The following is a 15,987-nucleotide window of genomic DNA, read 5'->3' as shown; positions in this document are numbered from 1 at the left end:
GTACGGGGGCGCGTAGCTGCGCTTGCGGCGGCGTCGTGCAGAATCGGAACCATGACGACCCCGGACCACCAGTCGGCCACCGCCAAGGACCTGACCTACCGCTCGCCCATGGCGCTCATGGCCGGTGTGCTGCTGCTCGCGCTGGCCGCCTGGCTGGGCTTCGACGCACTGGTCCGCGGCGCCGGGCGCACCCCCTGGATCGCACTCGCCGCGCTGATCCTGGTCGTCCCGCTGGTGATCGCCTTCACCCTGCGGCCGGCGGTCTTCTCGGGCGAGGACCGGCTGCGGGTCCGCAACCCGTTCCGGGTGATCACCCTGCCCTGGGGGGAGGTCGCCTCCCTGCGTTCCGGCTACACCAACGAGGTCATCGACAACTCCGGCACCAAGTACCAGCTGTGGGCCATCCCCGTGTCGCTGCGCGCCCGCAAGAAGGCCGCGCGCCAGCAGAGCCGGGCGAAGGCGGCGGCCAAGGGCGAGGGGGGCTCCATGGGCCCAGGGCCCGGCGGCTTCGGCCTCTTCGGCGGCCTCGGCGGCCACGACGGGCCGACCCGCGCCGAGACCGACCAGATCATGGACGACCTGCGCGCCACCCAGGAGCGACGCGGGCAGGCCAAGTCGGCGCAGGGCGAGGTGACCGTGCGCTGGGCCTACGAGGTGATCGCGCCCGTGGCCGCCGGGGCGGTGCTGCTGGCGGTGCTGCTGGCGATCGGGTGAGGCGGAGGCTTTGCCGGTGCCGGTGCGGGGGTGCGAGGTTGGGCGTGTGAGCGCCTGTTGGAGACGTGGCCGTGGGGCCGCCCGCTTCTTGGCCAGTGTCGTGCTTCCGCGAGGCGAGTCAAGGGCGCTGCGCGTCGCCTTCGGCGATGGCCCTCCGGGCCACCCTTGACACGCCTCGCTCCAGCACGGGGAAGAAGCGAGCGGGCGGCCGGAGGAAAGTGGCCGGCTGAGCCTGGTTGGGCCCTTGGGTGTGCTGCGTTCGTGGCGTTGGCTGTGGGGGCGCGGGTGCGTCTCGCCTGCACGCCGGCTGCGTTCGGCGGCTGGCGGGTGTGTGGGCGGGCGCGGTCGCAGGGTGGGGGCACGCCGACTGGGCACGGCGCCTTGCGGCTTGCGGCTCGTGGGGTCGGGTGGCGTGCGGCTGGTAAGTGGGGGAGCCGCTCCTGGAGTCCGTCGAGTCCCTGGGGGCCGTGGGGGCCGTGGGGTGATTGGGGTCAGCGTGCTGGATTGGGGGACCTTGGGGGCGTCACATCCGTCGCTCTCGTCACACAAGGGTGGCGATTGGCAGTAATGGGCCAAGAGGCCGCAGATCTCTCCCACTCTCCCCGCCTGGACTAGGTTTCTGGCCTGCGCTTTTCCTCCTGGGCCTGGCCCAAATCTTCCAGTCACTGCCCTGGGCGGGGCAGGTGGGGCGCCTGTGACGAAGGTCTTGTGGATCAGGCTGCGTACCCTCGGTTCCATGCCCCGTCATCCGAAGAAGCCCCGTCGGCTGATTGCCGACGGGCGCACGTATCTGTGGACGCTCCGTCACAGCCACAGCGTGGCGGACAGCAGTCGGTCATGCTGCGAGACCCTCACGCTGTACCCGCAGCCAGCCGGCACTGGCGGGCCACTGCGCATCGTCTTCCCCCAGGGCCCAGGCCGGTACGTCCCAGGCGGGGCTCCCCTGGGTTCTGGAGACGTGGGGTACGTTCGGGGTGCCTCCCTGAACCTGCACGAACCCGGCGCCGTCCGAGCCCTGCTCGACGTGGCGTCGACCCGCGGGTGGCAGCCGGAGGGGCGGCGGGTGGTGGAGATCGACGGCTGGTCCCTACTGGAGGCGGCGGCCGCTGCGCGGGCCGCGGCCACCGGCCCCGCGGGGCCGAAAGAGTGACTCCGATGACTTCGTTGATCTTCGCGAACGCGTCCCCACCCCTACCGGCCGGAAGCCGCTAAGCCGGCCCGGCGTGCTGGCGAGGCGCGACCGCGCCCCGTCGGCCGAGGGTGCCCTCGCAGCCGGCCGTTGCTCGCGAACCCCGGCCGGGACCCCGCCTTTCCGGGCCGCTCGCTCGCTTCTTCCCCGTGCTGGAGCGGCCCGGGTCAAGGGTGGCCCGAAGGGCCATCGCCGAAGGCGACGCGCAGCGCCCTTGAGGCGGGCCGTGGAAGCACGACACTGGCCAAGAAGCGGGCGGCCCCTACGGTCACTTCGCGGCGTACGGGAGGAAAACGCCCCATGCGGAGGGGGAGAGGGCGAGGCGGGGGCCCTCGGTGTGCTTGGAGTCGCGGACGTGGATGGCGCCGGGGGTGGTGGCTATTTCTACGCAGGATTCGCCATCTGTTCCGCTGCTGTAGCTGCTCTTGAACCACGCCAGTTCGGAGGGGGCTCCGGCAGGGGGTTTGCGGGTCATGTCTCTCCCAGCAGTTTCTCGATGAAGGCCAGCGACTCCCGAGGGGGGAGAGCCTGCGCCCGGATAGTGCCGTACCGCAGCTCAAGGATGCGCAGTTGCCTCGGATCGGTGATCGGCCGACCGTTGAACGCCCCGTCGGAGCGTCCCACTGCCGTGCCGTCCGGGAACTTGAGCAGTTCGATCTTGCCGTCCACTCCTGGGTGAGCGTCAGTGTGTGTTGGCATGACTTGGAGCCTGACGTTCCGCAACTGCCCTGCCTGGAGCAGGTGTTCGAGCTGTCGTCGCCACACCATTGTGCCTCCAACCGGACGGCGGAGCGGTGTTTCTTCCAGCACGAAGTGAAGGCTCGGGGCAGGGTCCCCTTCAAAGATCGACTGGCGGGCCAGGCGAGCGGCCACCATGCGCTCCACGTCGTCCGGCGAGTACGGCGGCTGTGCTGCCTCGATCAGGGCACGGGCGTGCTCTGGCGTCTGCAACAGGCCGTGCACGCTGTTGCACTCGTACACGCCGATCTCGACCGCGTTGGCTTCCAGCTTCCCCAGCTCCCGAACCTTCTTCGGGTACCGGACCTTGGCCACGTCCTCCTTCATCGCGGCGATCAACCCGTCCGCCTTCAGCACCTCGTCGGCCTTGTCCAGGTATTCGGGACGGGGAATCCGCCCCCCACTCTCGACCTTGAGGACCAGGCCCTCTCCGTACCCGATCGCCTTCCCGAACTCGGCGGCCCGCAGCCCCATCGCCTTCCGGCGCAGTCTCAACTGCCGCCCGACGGTGGCGATGACCGCGACGCCCCACTCGTCGTCCGGATCGACCTCCCAACCCGGCTCGTCCGCCTCGGACTTGAGTTCTTCCGCTTCCGCTTCCGCTTCTGCGTCGACCGTCATCCCGTACCCCTCCGGTCACACTCCGTTCTGTCATCGTATGCATCCACAGAGTCACCAATCCTCGGAATGACGAAATGGGGTGCCCCGGTCATCCGGGGCACCCCATCACTGTCGTACGACTCAGATGCCGGCAGCCGCCGACAGGTCCCGCTTGATGGCCGCGAGCAGCTCGGCCGCGCGGGTGTGGGCGGCCGGGAGGTCGGCGTGGGTCGCGACCGGCACGACGACCTCCAGGTAGCACTTCAGCTTCGGCTCGGTGCCGCTCGGGCGGACGATCACCCGGGCGCCGTCGAGCGTGTAGCGCAGGCCATCCGTGGGCGGGAGCTTGTCCGTGCCCTGGGTGAGGTCCTCGGCGCGGGTGATGGCCAGGCCCGCCAGCTCGGTCGGGGGCTGCTCGCGCAGGCGGCGCATCGCGTCGGAGATGACGGAGAGGTCCTGGACGCGGACCGACAGCTGGTCGGTGGCGTGCAGGCCGTGCTCCACGGCCAGGTCGTCCAGGAGGTCGAGGAGGGTGCGGTTCTGCTCCTTGAGGGCGGAGGCCAGCTCGGTGATCAGGAGCGCGGCGGTGATGCCGTCCTTGTCCCGGACGCCCTCCGGGTCCACGCAGTAGCCGAGGGCCTCCTCGTAGCCGTAGCGCAGGCCGTCCACGCGGGCGATCCACTTGAAGCCGGTGAGGGTCTCCTCGTACGGGAGGTTCGCCTTCTCGGCGATGCGGCCGAGGAGGGAGGAGGAGACGATCGACTCCGCGAAGGTGCCCGTGGCGCCGCGGGCCACCAGGTGGGCGGCGAGCAGCGCGCCGACCTCGTCGCCGCGCAGCATCCGCCAGGCGTCGCCGTCCTTGACGGCCACGGCGCAGCGGTCGGCGTCGGGGTCGTTGGCGATGATCAGGGCCGGGTCGGTCGCGCGGGCCTGGGCGAACGCCAGGTCCATCGCGCCCGGCTCCTCCGGGTTGGGGAAGGCGACCGTCGGGAAGTCCGGGTCCGGGTCGGCCTGCTCGGCGACCAGCACCGGCTCGGGGAAGCCTGCGCGGGCGAACGCGGCCAGCAGGACGTCCTTGCCGACGCCGTGCATCGCCGTGTAGACCGTGCGGGCGGTGCGGGGGGAGTCGGGGGCGAGGACCGCGTCCGTACGGGCCAGATAGGCGTCCAGGACCGCGTCGTCCAGGGTTTCCCAGCCGGCGTCCGGGCGGGGTACGTCGTTCAGCGAGACGATCGCGTCGATCTCGGCGGCGATCTCCGCGTCCGCCGGCGGGACGATCTGGGAGCCGTCGCCGAGGTAGACCTTGTAGCCGTTGTCCCGGGGCGGGTTGTGGCTGGCGGTGACCTCCACGCCCGCGACCGCGCCCAGGTGCCTTATCGCGAAGGCCAGGACGGGGGTCGGCAGGGGACGGGGGAGGACGGCCGCGCGCAGGCCGGCGCCGGTCATGACGGCGGCGGTGTCCCGGGCGAAGTCGGCGGACTTGTGGCGGGCGTCGTAGCCGATGACGACGAGGCCGTCGGTCTGGCCGTTCTTCTTCAGGTAGGCGGCGAGGCCGGCGGCGGCGCGGATGACCACCGAGCGGTTCATGCGCATCGGGCCGGCGCCGAGTTCACCTCGCAGGCCGGCCGTGCCGAACTGGAGGGTGCCGCTGAAGCGGGCGGAGAGTTCGGTGACGTCCCCGGCCTCGATCAGCTTGGCCAGTTCGTCGCGGGTCTCCGGGTCCGGGTCCTCGGCGAGCCATGCGCTGGCCTTGGCGATGAGATCGTCGTGCACCTTGGGATCAACCTCTCCGTGTTTGCCTCGTCCACTGGGGGCTCCGCCCCCAGACCCCCGTTTCCCACCCTCCCCCACGCTCGGCTGCGCTCGCGCGGGGGGACCCCCATCCCGAATCTCTCGGCTGGAAAGCAGGCGGATGGGCTCAGCGGTGTTTACAGCCTGCCCAGCACCTGCGTCAGCAGCTGCCCCATCCGCGCCGCCGAGTCGCGGCCCGCCTGGAGGACCTCCTCGTGGTTGAGGGGCTCGCCGGTCATGCCCGCCGCGAGGTTGGTGACCAGGGAGATGCCCAGCACCTCGGCGCCGGCCTCGCGGGCGGCGATCGCCTCCAGGACCGTGGACATGCCGACCAGGTCCGCGCCGATCACACGGGCCATGCGGATCTCGGCCGGGGTCTCGTAGTGCGGGCCGGGGAACTGCGCGTAGACGCCCTCCTCCAGGGAGGAGTCGATCTCCTTGCACAGGGCGCGCAGACGGGGGGAGTAGAGGTCCGTCAGGTCGACGAAGTTGGCGCCGACGATCGGGGACGTGGCCGTCAGGTTGATGTGGTCGCTGATCAGGACCGGCTGGCCGGGGCGCATGCCCTCGCGCAGGCCGCCGCAGCCGTTGGTGAGGACCACGGTCTTGCAGCCGGCGGCGACGGCCGTGCGGACGCCGTGCGCGACGGCGGCCACGCCGCGGCCCTCGTAGTAGTGCGTGCGGCCCAGGAAGACCAGGGCGCGCTTGTCACCGAAGGAGTACGAGCGGATCTTGCCGCCGTGCCCCTCGACGGCCGGCGGCGGGAAGCCGGGCAGCTCGGTGACCTGGAACTCGGCGTCGGGTGCGCCCAGGGCGTCGACGGCCGGAGCCCAGCCGGAGCCCATCACGAGGGCGACGTCGTGGGTCTCGGCGCCGGTGAGTTCGCGCAGGCGCGCGGCGGCGGCGTCGGCGGCGGCGTAGGGGTCGCCCTGGATGTCGTCCGGAAGAAGAGATGCGTTCACGCCGATGAGGGTAGCCGGTCTTCGCCTACGCGCGTAGATGACAGACCTCACGGGAATGCTTTCGTTGTCTTGTCGTTTCCGACGAAGCACGGGCAAAGCCGCAGGAAGGCCGCTGTCCGCCCGGCCTCAGCAGGGGCGCTTGCGGAGTTCCATCACATAGTCGTGGGGCGCCCCGGCCGATTCGGCCGCGTCCGCGATCTCCCCCAGGTACCGGGCCGAGGGCAGACCACCCTCGTAGGCGTTGAGGGCGTACGTCCATGCCGACTCCTCGCCGTCCAGGGTGTGCACCCGGACCCGGACCCGGCGGTAGATGCCGAGGCCGACGCCCTCCCAGCGGTCGAGGGACTCCTCGTCCATGGGTGCGATGTCGTACAGGCCGACGAAGACCTGGGCGCCGGGCTCCTCGACGATCGTCGCCAGCGCGCCCTCCCAGCCCAGCTGCTCGCCGCCGAAGGTCAGCCGCCAGCCGTTCAGCCAGCCGATGGCGCGCAGCGGGGAGTGCGGGGCGCGGCGGGACATCAGCCGCGCTTCGAGGTTGCCGGCGTACGCGGCGTAGAGCGACATGGGGAGAGGGTACGGCAGGAGAAACTCCTGACTCTCCGTTCTCTCCCGTTCTTTTCCGTACCGGAGACAGTCGCCCGCCGCCCCCCGGGCAGTAGCACCTTGAAGCGTGCGGGACAATGGGGTACGTGACTCGGATCGTGATCATCGGTGGCGGACCCGGCGGATACGAAGCGGCGCTGGTCGCCGCTCAGCTCGGTGCGGAGGTGACCGTCGTCGACTGCGACGGTCTGGGCGGAGCGTCGGTGCTGACCGACTGCGTGCCGTCGAAGACCCTTATCGCTACGGCCGAGGTGATGACCACCTTCGACTCCTCGTACGAGGAGCTGGGGATCATCGTCGCCGACGACACCCCGCCGCTGGAGCAGGCGGCCCGGGTGGTGGGCGTGGATCTGGGGAAGGTCAACCGCCGTGTGAAGCGGCTCGCGCTCGCCCAGTCGCACGACATCACCGCGTCCGTCACGCGCGCCGGCGCCCGGGTCATGCGTGGCCGCGGCCGGCTGGACGGCATGCAGTCCCTCGACGGTTCCCGCAAGGTCGTCGTCACCACCGCCGACGGCTCCGAGGAGACCCTCACCGCCGACGCCGTCCTCATCGCCACCGGTGGCCACCCGCGTGAGCTGCCCGACGCCCAGCCCGACGGCGAGCGCATCCTCAACTGGACCCAGGTCTACGACCTCACCGAGCTGCCGGAAGAGCTGATCGTGGTCGGCTCCGGTGTGACCGGTGCCGAGTTCGCCGGTGCCTACCAGGCGCTCGGGTCCAAGGTGACCCTGGTGTCCTCGCGCGACCGCGTGCTGCCGGGTGAGGACCCGGACGCCGCCGCCGTCCTGGAGGACGTCTTCCGGCGCCGCGGCATGAACGTCATGGCCCGCTCCCGCGCGCAGTCCGCCAAGCGCGTCGGCGACCGGGTCGAGGTGACGCTGGCCGACGGCCGCGTCATCACCGGCTCGCACTGCCTCATGGCCGTCGGCGCCATCCCGAACAGCGCGGGTCTCGGGCTGGAGGACGCGGGCGTGAAGCTGCGCGACTCGGGCCACATCTGGACCGACAAGGTCTCGCGTACGACCGCTCCCGGCGTCTACGCGGCCGGTGACGTGACCGGTGTCTTCGCCCTCGCGTCCGTCGCCGCCATGCAGGGGCGTATCGCCATGTACCACTTCCTCGGCGACGCGGTGGCCCCGCTGAACCTGAAGACGGTCTCGTCCAACGTCTTCACCGACCCCGAGATCGCCACCGTCGGCTACAGCCAGGCGGACGTGGACGCGGGCAAGATCGACGCCCGGGTCGTGAAGCTGCCGCTGCTGCGCAACCCGCGTGCCAAGATGCAGGGCATCCGGGACGGCTTCGTGAAGATCTTCTGCCGGCCGGGTACCGGGATCGTCGTGGGCGGTGTCGTGGTGGCGCCGCGCGCCTCGGAACTGATCCACCCCATCTCGATCGCCGTCGACAACAATCTGACGGTCGAACAGATCGCGAACGCCTTCACGGTGTACCCCTCCCTTTCGGGGTCGATCGCGGAGGTGGCACGGCAGCTGCACACCCGCAAGGCGGGCGTCGAGGCCTGACGGCCGGGCCCGGCTGCCGGGCCCGATGTTCCCGCTGGTCACGGGGAGTTGTCGAGCATGCGTGCGGCATAGGCGGGGAGATTAGGCCCTATACCACTTCCCGTCCTGCCGTACGAACAACTTCTGTTATTCGGCGCAAACTGCTGAAAGCAGACGGTCGTTGGGGTTACTGTCAGTTTCGTGTTCGCTGCAGAACGTCGCCAATTGATCCTCGAAATGGTGCGAGCGAACGGGGCCGTGTCGCTCCGTGAACTCGCCCGCGTCGTCCAGACCTCCGAAGTGACCGTACGGCGGGACGTGCGCGCACTGGAGGCAGAAGGACTCCTCGACCGCCGGCACGGCGGTGCGGTACTGCCGGGCGGGTTCACGCGGGAGTCCGGCTTTCCGCAGAAGTCCCATCTCGCGACCGCCGAGAAGACGGCCATCGCCGATCTCGCCGCGGGACTCGTCGAAGAGGGCGAGGCCATCGTGGTCGGCGCGGGTACGACCACGCAGGAGCTGGCCCGCCGGCTCGCGCGGGTGCCCGGGCTGACCGTCGTCACCAACTCCCTTCTGGTGGCACAGGCATTGGCCCACGCCAACCGCGTGGAGGTCGTGATGACCGGCGGCACCCTGCGCGGCTCCAACTACGCCCTCGTCGGCTCCGGAGCGGAGCAGTCCCTGCAGGGGCTGCGGGTGTCGAAGGCGTTCCTCTCGGGGAGCGGCCTGACCGCGGAGCGGGGGCTGTCCACGTCCAACATGCTCTCGGCGTCCGTCGACCGTGCGCTGGTGCAGGCCGCGGCGGAGGTCGTGGTCCTCGCCGACCACACCAAGCTGGGTACGGACACCATGTTCCAGACGGTGCCGACCGATGTCATCACCCGGCTGGTCACCGACGAGCCGCCCGCGCACGACGATCGCGCCGCCACGGAGTTGCAGGCTCTCGCGGATCAGGGGGTGCAGATCGCTGTCGCGGGGGCGAGCAGCCCTCCGGGGGGTGAGCAAGTGCCTGCGGCGCGTCAGCGGGGTCTGCCTGGGCCTCGGCGGGGGCAGGGCGGGTTGCGGGGGATGCTCGGGGAGCAGGCGCCAGGCGTTGAGCGGGGTCGGGTGGCTGACCTTCGTCGGCGCTGAGGTCCGTTCGCCTATTCGCCGTAGGGCTTCTGGCGTGTGGGCGGGTGCGGGTTCTGGGTGGCTGGTCGCGCCCCGCGGCGGAGCCGCTAATAGATGCAGCCCCGCGCCCCTGGGTAGGTTGCGCCCAGACGACTCAAATAGCGGACGCCCGGCAGAGTCTTTGTCCACCGGGCGTCGCTCAGAGTCCTGACGTCAGTCCTTGATCTCGCAGATCGCGGCGCCCGACGTCACCGAGGCGCCTACCTCGAAGTTGAGGCCCTTGATGGTGCCCGCCTTGTGGGCGTTGAGGGGCTGTTCCATCTTCATGGCCTCGAGGACGACCACCAGGTCGCCTTCCTTGACCTCCTGGCCCTCCTCGACCGCGACCTTCACGATCGTGCCCTGCATCGGGGAGGCGAGGGTGTCGCCGGAGGCCACCGGGCCGGACTTCTTGGCCGCGCGGCGCTTCGGCTTGGCGCCGGCCGCGAGGCCGGTGCGGGCCAGGGACATGCCCAGGGAGGCCGGGAGGGAGACCTCCAGGCGCTTGCCGCCGACCTCGACGACGACCGTCTCGCGGTTCGTCTCCTCCTCGGCCTCGGCCTCGGCGGGGGTCGCGAACGGCTTGATCTCGTTGACGAACTCCGTCTCGATCCAGCGGGTGTGGACCGTGAAGGGCTCGGCGGAACCGGTCAGCTCCGGGGCGAACGCCGGGTCCCGCACGACCGCGCGGTGGAACGGGATCGCCGTCGCCATGCCCTCGACCTGGAACTCCTCCAGGGCGCGGGCGGCCCGCTCCAGGGCCTCCTTGCGGGTGCGGCCGGTGACGATCAGCTTGGCGAGCAGGGAGTCCCAGGCCGGGCCGATGACCGAGCCGGACTCCACGCCCGCGTCCAGGCGGACGCCGGGTCCGGACGGCGGGGTGAACTTGGTGACCGTACCCGGAGCCGGCAGGAAGTTGCGGCCCGGGTCCTCGCCGTTGATCCGGAACTCGAACGAGTGTCCGCGCAGGGCGGGGTCGTCGTATCCCAGCTCCTCGCCGTCGGCGATGCGGAACATCTCGCGCACCAGGTCGATGCCGGCGACCTCCTCGGTGACCGGGTGCTCGACCTGGAGGCGGGTGTTCACCTCCAGGAAGGAGATCGTGCCGTCCTGGCCGACCAGGAACTCACAGGTGCCGGCACCCTCGTACGCGGCCTCCTTCAGGATCGCCTTCGAGGCGCGGTACAGCTCGGCGACCTGCTTCTCGGAGAGGAACGGCGCCGGGGCCTCCTCGACCAGCTTCTGGTGGCGACGCTGCAGGGAGCAGTCACGGGTGGATACCACGACCACGTTGCCGTGCTTGTCGGCCAGGCACTGGGTCTCGACGTGGCGGGGGCGGTCGAGGTAGCGCTCGACGAAGCACTCGCCACGGCCGAAGGCGGCGACCGCCTCGCGGACCGCCGACTCGTACAGCTCCGGGACCTCTTCGAGGGTGCGGGCGACCTTCAGGCCGCGGCCGCCGCCACCGAAGGCGGCCTTGATGGCGATCGGCAGGCCGTGCTGCTCGGCGAAGGCCACGACCTCGTCGGCACCGCTCACCGGGTCGGGCGTACCGGCCACCAGGGGGGCGCCGGCGCGCTGGGCGATGTGACGGGCGGCGACCTTGTCACCCAGGTCGCGGATGGCCTGCGGGGGCGGGCCGATCCAGATCAGACCGGCGTCCAGGACCGCCTGCGCGAAGTCGGCGTTCTCCGAGAGGAAGCCGTAGCCCGGGTGGACCGCGTCCGCGCCGGACTCGCGAGCGGCGTTCAGCACCTTCTCGATGTCCAGATAGCTGGTGGCGGGGGTCTCACCACCCAGGGCGAACGCCTCATCCGCGGCGCGGACATGCAGAGCGTCCCGGTCCGGGTCGGCGTAGACGGCCACGCTCGCGATCCCGGCATCCCGGCAGGCCCGGGCAACGCGGACAGCGATTTCGCCACGGTTGGCGATGAGCACCTTGCGCACGATTGAGGCTCCCTCCTTGAAACAAGCCGAGTTTAGGGACTGCCGACACGGCACTTCGACCCGTCCCCAATGGTGAGCTTGCCCACACGGAGCGTGATACGAGGCTCGCTCGACCCGCGAAATCCCTTGTCGCACCTCGGTACGCAGGACTCCTCCGGAAAACCCTAGCCCCGTCATGTGGTCAAGGTCTCTGTGAGAGCGTGCTGCGGCCCACTCTGTTTCTTTGTCGAGTCCCTACGAATGGCCCAATGATTCTTTGCCGGTGACCGAACCCTTGTCCCTGGGTTTACCCGTTAGTAGCGTTCGCGATGACTCGAACGTACTTCAGGTAACAGCAGCTCTGCTCGGGCTGAGGTCGAAGGTGGGTGGGGGCCGGTGGTGCGCAGACCGGTGGCATGGGTCGTAGCGGTCGTCCTCTTGGCCGAGGCGTTGGTGATCGGGGCGCTGAACTGGTTCCTCGGGGTGGTGGTGGACCGGCAGCAGATGTCCCTGGCCGGCCTCGACCCCGACGTCATGTCGACGTCCTCGAAGATCGGCGGGGTGGCCTTCGGCCTCTACTTCGCTTTGTGCGCTCTGGTGGCCCTGCTCGTGGCGATACGCAACCGCGCCCCCGCGGGCTTCGGGCGTGTCGTGCTGATCAGCGTGGCGGTCGTGCACGGCCTGCTGGGCGCCTTCACCCTGAGCCTGGTGGGCTGGCCGGCCTTCGTGTTCATGGTCGTGATGCTCGGCCTCCTCGTCCTGCTCCTGGTGTCCTACGACCGTGAGGACGGCCCGGAGCAGGATGCCTCCGGCGGTGCCCCGGAGGCGGGCGGCGACCCGTTGGCCGAGGGCGAGCCGGCCGGGGCCCCGGGTGCCGTGGGCGAGTCGCACAGCCGGACGGACGAGCCCCAGGACGGGGACGACGAGCCGCAGGACTCCGTCCCCGCCCAGATCACTCAGCCGGTGCCCACAACTCTGTGATGCCGATGCCCAGTTCGGCCAGCAGCCGCCGTACGAGGGGCAGGCTGATGCCGATCACGTTGCCGTGGTCGCCGTTGATGCCCTCGATGAACGGCGCCGAGAGTCCGTCCAGGGTGAACGCTCCGGCGACGTAGAGAGGTTCGCCCGAGGCCACGTACTCGGCGATCTCCTCGTCCGAGGGCTCGCCGAAGCGGACGACGGTGGAGGCGAGCCCGGCGACGTACCGCTTGGCCGTCGTGTCCCAGATGCAGTGGCCCGTCTGGAGGGTCCCGGCGCGCCCGCGCATCGACTTCCAGCGGGCGGTGGCCTCCTCGGCGTCGGCCGGCTTGCCGAGCGCCTGCCCGTCCAGCTCCAGCACCGAGTCGCAGCCGATCACCAGGGCGCCCTGCACCTCCGGCTTCGCCGCCACGACCGAGGCCTTGGCCTCCGCGAGAGCGAGCGCCAGCTCGGCCGGGGTCGGTGCGGTGACGGCGTCCTCGTCGACGCCGCTCACGATCACCTCGGGGGCGAGGCCGGCCTGGCGTAGCAGGGCCAGGCGGGCGGGGGACCGGGAGGCGAGCACGAGGCGTCTGCGCGGCTTTGCAGTCATGCGGTCAGGTTAGCGGGGCCGCCGGGCTACCTCAGGCCGAGCACGATCATGCCGAGGAACATGGCCAGGGCCATGACGAAGCCGAGCCGCCGGAGCATCTCCTGCGTGTCGCGGAGTTCCTTCGGCGGCTCGTCTTCGGGGTCTGACCACAGCATGCCACCAGCGTGGGGCTTGGCCGGGGAAGGGTGCCTGAGTACAGGTACTCAAGTTGGGGCCCGGAATTGCCATCAGCTGTTCAGGTCGTATTCACCTGCGGGTGCATGGGGGCTGGTCGCGCAGTTCCCAGGCCTCAGCTCGGCCAGTACGTGCGGGTCCACGACGCCTGGCCGGGCCTCGGGACTCGTTGTGCTGCGATGCGGGACGGGTCCGACCAGGAGTCCCTCGGGCCCGGTGCGCCGGGCGGCATCGCTGCTGCCGCCACGGCGCGGGCGCGGACCACCGCCAAAGCGGCGGCCAGCTCCTCCGGGGTGGGGTTGCCTCGTACGACCTTGATGTTCATGACCGCTCCAAGGGTCCGCGGGGCCTAGAGGGGGATGTTGCCGTGCTTCTTCGGAGGCAGGGATTCCCGCTTGGTGCGCAGCTGACGCAGACCCCGGACGATGTGGCCGCGGGTGTCCGACGGCATGATCACCGCGTCGATGTAGCCGCGCTCGGCAGCGATGTAGGGGTTGAGGAGGGTGTCCTCGTACTCCTGGATGAGCTGAGCGCGGGTCGCCTCGACGTCCTCCGCCTCCGCGATCGTGCGGCGGTGCAGGATGTTGACCGCGCCCTGGGCGCCCATCACGGCGATCTGGGCGGTCGGCCAGGCGAGGTTCAGGTCGGCGCCCAGGTGCTTGGAGCCCATGACGTCGTACGCGCCGCCGAAGGCCTTGCGGGTGATGACCGTGATGAGCGGGACGGTCGCCTCCGCGTAGGCGTAGATCAGCTTCGCGCCGCGGCGGATGATGCCCGTGTGCTCCTGGTCGACGCCCGGGAGGAAGCCAGGCACGTCCACGAAGGTGAGCACCGGGAGGTTGAAGGCGTCGCAGGTGCGCACGAAGCGCGCCGCCTTCTCACTGGCGTCGATGTCGAGGCAGCCGGCGAACTGCATCGGCTGGTTCGCGACGATGCCCACCGGGTGGCCCTCGACCCGGCCGAAGCCGGTGACCATGTTCGGCGCGAACAGGGCCTGGGTCTCGAAGAACTCGGCGTCGTCCAGGACGTGTTCGACCACCGTGCGGATGTCGTACGGCTGGTTCGCGCTGTCCGGGACCAGGGTGTCCAGCTCCAGGTCCTCCCCGGTGACGGCGAGGTCCGCCTCCTCCGGGAAGACCGGGGGCTCGCTGAGGTTGTTGGACGGCAGGTACGACAGCAGCTGCTTGACGTACTCGATGGCGTCCTTCTCGTCACCGGCCATGTGGTGGGCCACGCCGGACGTCGAGTTGTGGGTGCGGGCGCCGCCCAGCTCCTCGAAGCCGACGTCCTCGCCGGTGACCGTCTTGATGACGTCCGGGCCCGTGATGAACATGTGCGACGTCTGGTCGACCATGACCGTGAAGTCGGTGATCGCGGGCGAGTAGACCGCACCGCCCGCGCACGGGCCGACGACCAGGCTGATCTGCGGGATCACGCCGGACGCGTGTGTGTTGCGGCGGAAGATCTCGCCGTACGCGCCGAGGGAGGCGACTCCCTCCTGGATGCGGGCGCCGCCGGAGTCGTTGATGCCGATGACCGGGCAGCCGGTCTTCAGCGCGAAGTCCATGACCTTGACGATCTTCTGGCCGTAGACCTCGCCGAGCGCGCCGCCGAAGACCGTGAAGTCCTGCGAGAACACCGCCACGGGGCGGCCGTCGACCGTGCCGTAGCCCGTGACGACACCGTCGCCGTACGGGCGGTTCTTCTCCAGCCCGAAGTTGGTGGAGCGGTGGCGGGCGAACTCGTCCAACTCGACGAAGGAGCCCTCGTCGAGCAGCAGCTCGATGCGCTCACGCGCCGTCAGCTTGCCCTTGGCGTGCTGCTTTTCGACGGCGCGCTCCGAGCCGGCGTGCGTCGCCTCATGGATACGGCGCTGCAGATCCGCGAGCTTGCCCGCGGTCGTGTGGATGTCGATCTCTTCCGGCTCGGACATCGGGATCGTGGCTCCCTGCCTGCTCAAAAGGGGGGACGGTTACTCATCCGTAGCGTAGTGGCGTGCCTTCATGTCGGCAGTGCGGCGTTTCCCACACCTAGGGTGACTTGCATGACGCCGCACAATGCATCAGACGACAGTCGTTGGTCCGACCTGGACCGTCCGCCTCTGAACGCCGCCGCGCTGCGGAGGGCTCTGGTGCGGGAGGGGAGTCTGTGGTCGGAGCTGGACGTGGTCCAGCACACCGGCTCCACCAACTCCGACCTCGTCGCCCGGGCCGTCGCGGGCAAGGCGGGGGAGGGCGCGGTCCTCGTCGCCGAGGAGCAGACCTCCGGGCGGGGGCGGCTGGAGCGGGAGTGGACCGCGCCTGCTCGGTCGGGGCTCTTCTTCTCCGTTCTGCTCAACCCTGTCGAGGTGCCGGTCGCTCGGTGGGGGTGGCTGCCGCTGCTCACCGGGGTGGCGGTGGCGGCCGGTCTGTCTCGGGCCGCCGGTGTGGACATGGCACTCAAATGGCCCAACGACGTGCTGGTGACCGTGGGCGACGAGGAGCGCAAGACGGGGGGCATCCTGGCGGAGCGGGCCGGGGACGACGGCGTCGTGGTCGGCGTCGGGATCAACGTCACGCTTCGCGCCGAGGAACTGCCTGTGCCGCAGGCGGGGTCGCTGGCGTTGGCCGGGGCGGTGAGCACGGATCGGGATCCGCTGCTGCGGGCTGTGCTGCGGTCGCTGGAGGACTGGTACGGGCGGTGGCGGGCGGCCGGGGGTGATCCGGGGGTCAGTGGGCTCCAGGAGACCTATGCGGCGGGGTGCGCGACGCTCGGGCGAGTGGTGCGGGCCGAGCTGCCGGGGGATCGGGCCCTGGTGGGGGAGGCGGTCGCCGTCGACGGGGACGGGCGGCTCGTCATCGCTACGGAGCGTGGTGTGCAGGAGCCTGTGGGGGCGGGGGACATCGTGCATCTGCGGCCTGCGTGACGGTGCCCTTGCCTGCGGCGCCTTTGCGGGCTTGGGTGGGGTGCCCCCCTGCGGCGCCTTTGCGGGCTAGACGAGTAGTTCCGATGTGGCTCAGTGGTCGTAGGCGATCAGTGACCTGGTGATGGGTGCGCCGATGGTCCGGTTGTGCCAGATCGCGCAGG

General features: G+C 70.5%; 16 protein-coding genes. 6 read left to right on the top strand and 10 right to left on the bottom strand.

Annotation, left to right across the window (positions count from 1 at the left end; genetic code table 11):
- Window positions 1–51: 51 nt before the first annotated feature.
- Both ACFYZZ_RS38235 and ACFYZZ_RS38230 read left to right on the top strand, forming a co-directional pair.
- Entirely contained in the window at window positions 52–714 is a 663-nt protein-coding gene (locus ACFYZZ_RS38235) for a PH domain-containing protein (protein WP_389186501.1), read from the top strand.
- Between the two features lie 736 nt (window positions 715–1,450).
- Window positions 1,451–1,864 carry a hypothetical protein gene (locus tag ACFYZZ_RS38230; RefSeq protein WP_389186498.1) on the top strand — a complete coding sequence of 138 codons (414 nt, stop codon included), beginning with the start codon at window positions 1,451–1,453 and terminating at the stop codon, window positions 1,862–1,864.
- A 307-nt stretch (window positions 1,865–2,171) separates the two neighbouring features.
- On the opposite strand, the gene ACFYZZ_RS38225 is transcribed toward ACFYZZ_RS38230, so the two are convergent.
- The 5 genes from ACFYZZ_RS38225 to ACFYZZ_RS38205 form a co-directional block, all read right to left on the bottom strand.
- Entirely contained in the window at window positions 2,172–2,378 is a 207-nt protein-coding gene (locus ACFYZZ_RS38225) for a DUF397 domain-containing protein (RefSeq protein WP_389186494.1), read from the bottom strand.
- Window positions 2,375–3,262 carry a helix-turn-helix domain-containing protein gene (locus tag ACFYZZ_RS38220; protein WP_389186491.1) on the bottom strand — a complete coding sequence of 296 codons (888 nt, stop codon included), beginning with the start codon at window positions 3,260–3,262 and terminating at the stop codon, window positions 2,375–2,377. The genes ACFYZZ_RS38225 and ACFYZZ_RS38220 overlap by 4 nt, the downstream gene beginning before the upstream one ends.
- A 120-nt stretch (window positions 3,263–3,382) precedes the next feature.
- On the bottom strand, window positions 3,383–5,014 hold the full coding sequence (locus tag ACFYZZ_RS38215; protein WP_389186488.1) for a phospho-sugar mutase: 1,632 nt from the start codon (window positions 5,012–5,014) through the stop codon (window positions 3,383–3,385).
- Between the two features lie 155 nt (window positions 5,015–5,169).
- A complete protein-coding gene (locus ACFYZZ_RS38210) occupies window positions 5,170–5,994 on the bottom strand; it encodes a purine-nucleoside phosphorylase (protein ID WP_386579150.1) in 825 nt (274 codons plus the stop codon).
- Window positions 5,995–6,120: 126 nt separating this feature from the next.
- On the bottom strand, window positions 6,121–6,558 hold the full coding sequence (locus ACFYZZ_RS38205; protein WP_389186485.1) for a gamma-glutamylcyclotransferase: 438 nt from the start codon (window positions 6,556–6,558) through the stop codon (window positions 6,121–6,123).
- A gap of 116 nt (window positions 6,559–6,674) precedes the next feature.
- On the opposite strand from ACFYZZ_RS38205, the gene ACFYZZ_RS38200 reads away from it, so the two are divergent.
- Window positions 6,675–8,123, top strand: coding sequence for an NAD(P)H-quinone dehydrogenase (locus tag ACFYZZ_RS38200; protein ID WP_389186482.1), 1,449 nt, complete (start codon window positions 6,675–6,677; stop codon window positions 8,121–8,123).
- Window positions 8,124–8,327: 204 nt separating this feature from the next.
- The gene (locus ACFYZZ_RS38195) at window positions 8,328–9,233 is read left to right on the top strand and encodes a DeoR/GlpR family DNA-binding transcription regulator (RefSeq protein ID WP_389187011.1); all 906 of its coding nucleotides are present in this window, start codon (window positions 8,328–8,330) and stop codon (window positions 9,231–9,233) included.
- 192 nt (window positions 9,234–9,425) lie between these two features.
- Here the strand turns inward: ACFYZZ_RS38195 and ACFYZZ_RS38190 are convergent, their stop codons facing one another.
- A complete protein-coding gene (locus tag ACFYZZ_RS38190; protein ID WP_389186479.1) occupies window positions 9,426–11,198 on the bottom strand; it encodes an acetyl/propionyl/methylcrotonyl-CoA carboxylase subunit alpha in 1,773 nt (590 codons plus the stop codon).
- Between the two features lie 375 nt (window positions 11,199–11,573).
- On the opposite strand from ACFYZZ_RS38190, the gene ACFYZZ_RS38185 reads away from it, so the two are divergent.
- Window positions 11,574–12,158 (top strand): hypothetical protein, encoded by a 585-nt coding sequence (locus ACFYZZ_RS38185; RefSeq protein WP_389186476.1) that lies wholly within the window; start codon window positions 11,574–11,576, stop codon window positions 12,156–12,158.
- Here the strand turns inward: ACFYZZ_RS38185 and ACFYZZ_RS38180 are convergent.
- The 4 genes from ACFYZZ_RS38180 to ACFYZZ_RS38165 form a co-directional block, all read right to left on the bottom strand.
- Window positions 12,130–12,747: a Maf family protein gene (locus tag ACFYZZ_RS38180; RefSeq protein WP_389186473.1), complete on the bottom strand. Its 618-nt coding sequence runs from the start codon at window positions 12,745–12,747 to the stop codon at window positions 12,130–12,132. The genes ACFYZZ_RS38185 and ACFYZZ_RS38180 overlap by 29 nt on opposite strands.
- A 26-nt stretch (window positions 12,748–12,773) precedes the next feature.
- A complete protein-coding gene (mmpB, locus tag ACFYZZ_RS38175) occupies window positions 12,774–12,902 on the bottom strand; it encodes a morphogenic membrane protein MmpB (protein ID WP_386579162.1) in 129 nt (42 codons plus the stop codon).
- Between the two features lie 134 nt (window positions 12,903–13,036).
- Window positions 13,037–13,246, bottom strand: a complete 210-nt coding sequence (locus tag ACFYZZ_RS38170; RefSeq protein ID WP_389186470.1) for an acyl-CoA carboxylase epsilon subunit — start codon at window positions 13,244–13,246, stop codon at window positions 13,037–13,039.
- Between the two features lie 24 nt (window positions 13,247–13,270).
- Complete coding sequence (locus ACFYZZ_RS38165; RefSeq protein WP_389186467.1) at window positions 13,271–14,854, bottom strand: acyl-CoA carboxylase subunit beta; 1,584 nt, start codon at window positions 14,852–14,854, stop codon at window positions 13,271–13,273.
- A gap of 111 nt (window positions 14,855–14,965) precedes the next feature.
- Between ACFYZZ_RS38165 and ACFYZZ_RS38160 the strand changes: the two genes are divergently transcribed.
- On the top strand, window positions 14,966–15,826 hold the full coding sequence (locus ACFYZZ_RS38160; protein WP_389186464.1) for a biotin--[acetyl-CoA-carboxylase] ligase: 861 nt from the start codon (window positions 14,966–14,968) through the stop codon (window positions 15,824–15,826).
- The last annotated feature ends 161 nt before the right edge of the window (window positions 15,827–15,987 follow it).

Source organism: Streptomyces sp. NPDC001816 (assembly GCF_042892235.1).
In the GTDB taxonomy this organism is placed as follows: domain Bacteria; phylum Actinomycetota; class Actinomycetes; order Streptomycetales; family Streptomycetaceae; genus Streptomyces.
The sequence above is the reverse complement of the archived record's forward strand: the minus strand, read 5'-3'. Positions and strand labels throughout refer to the sequence as shown.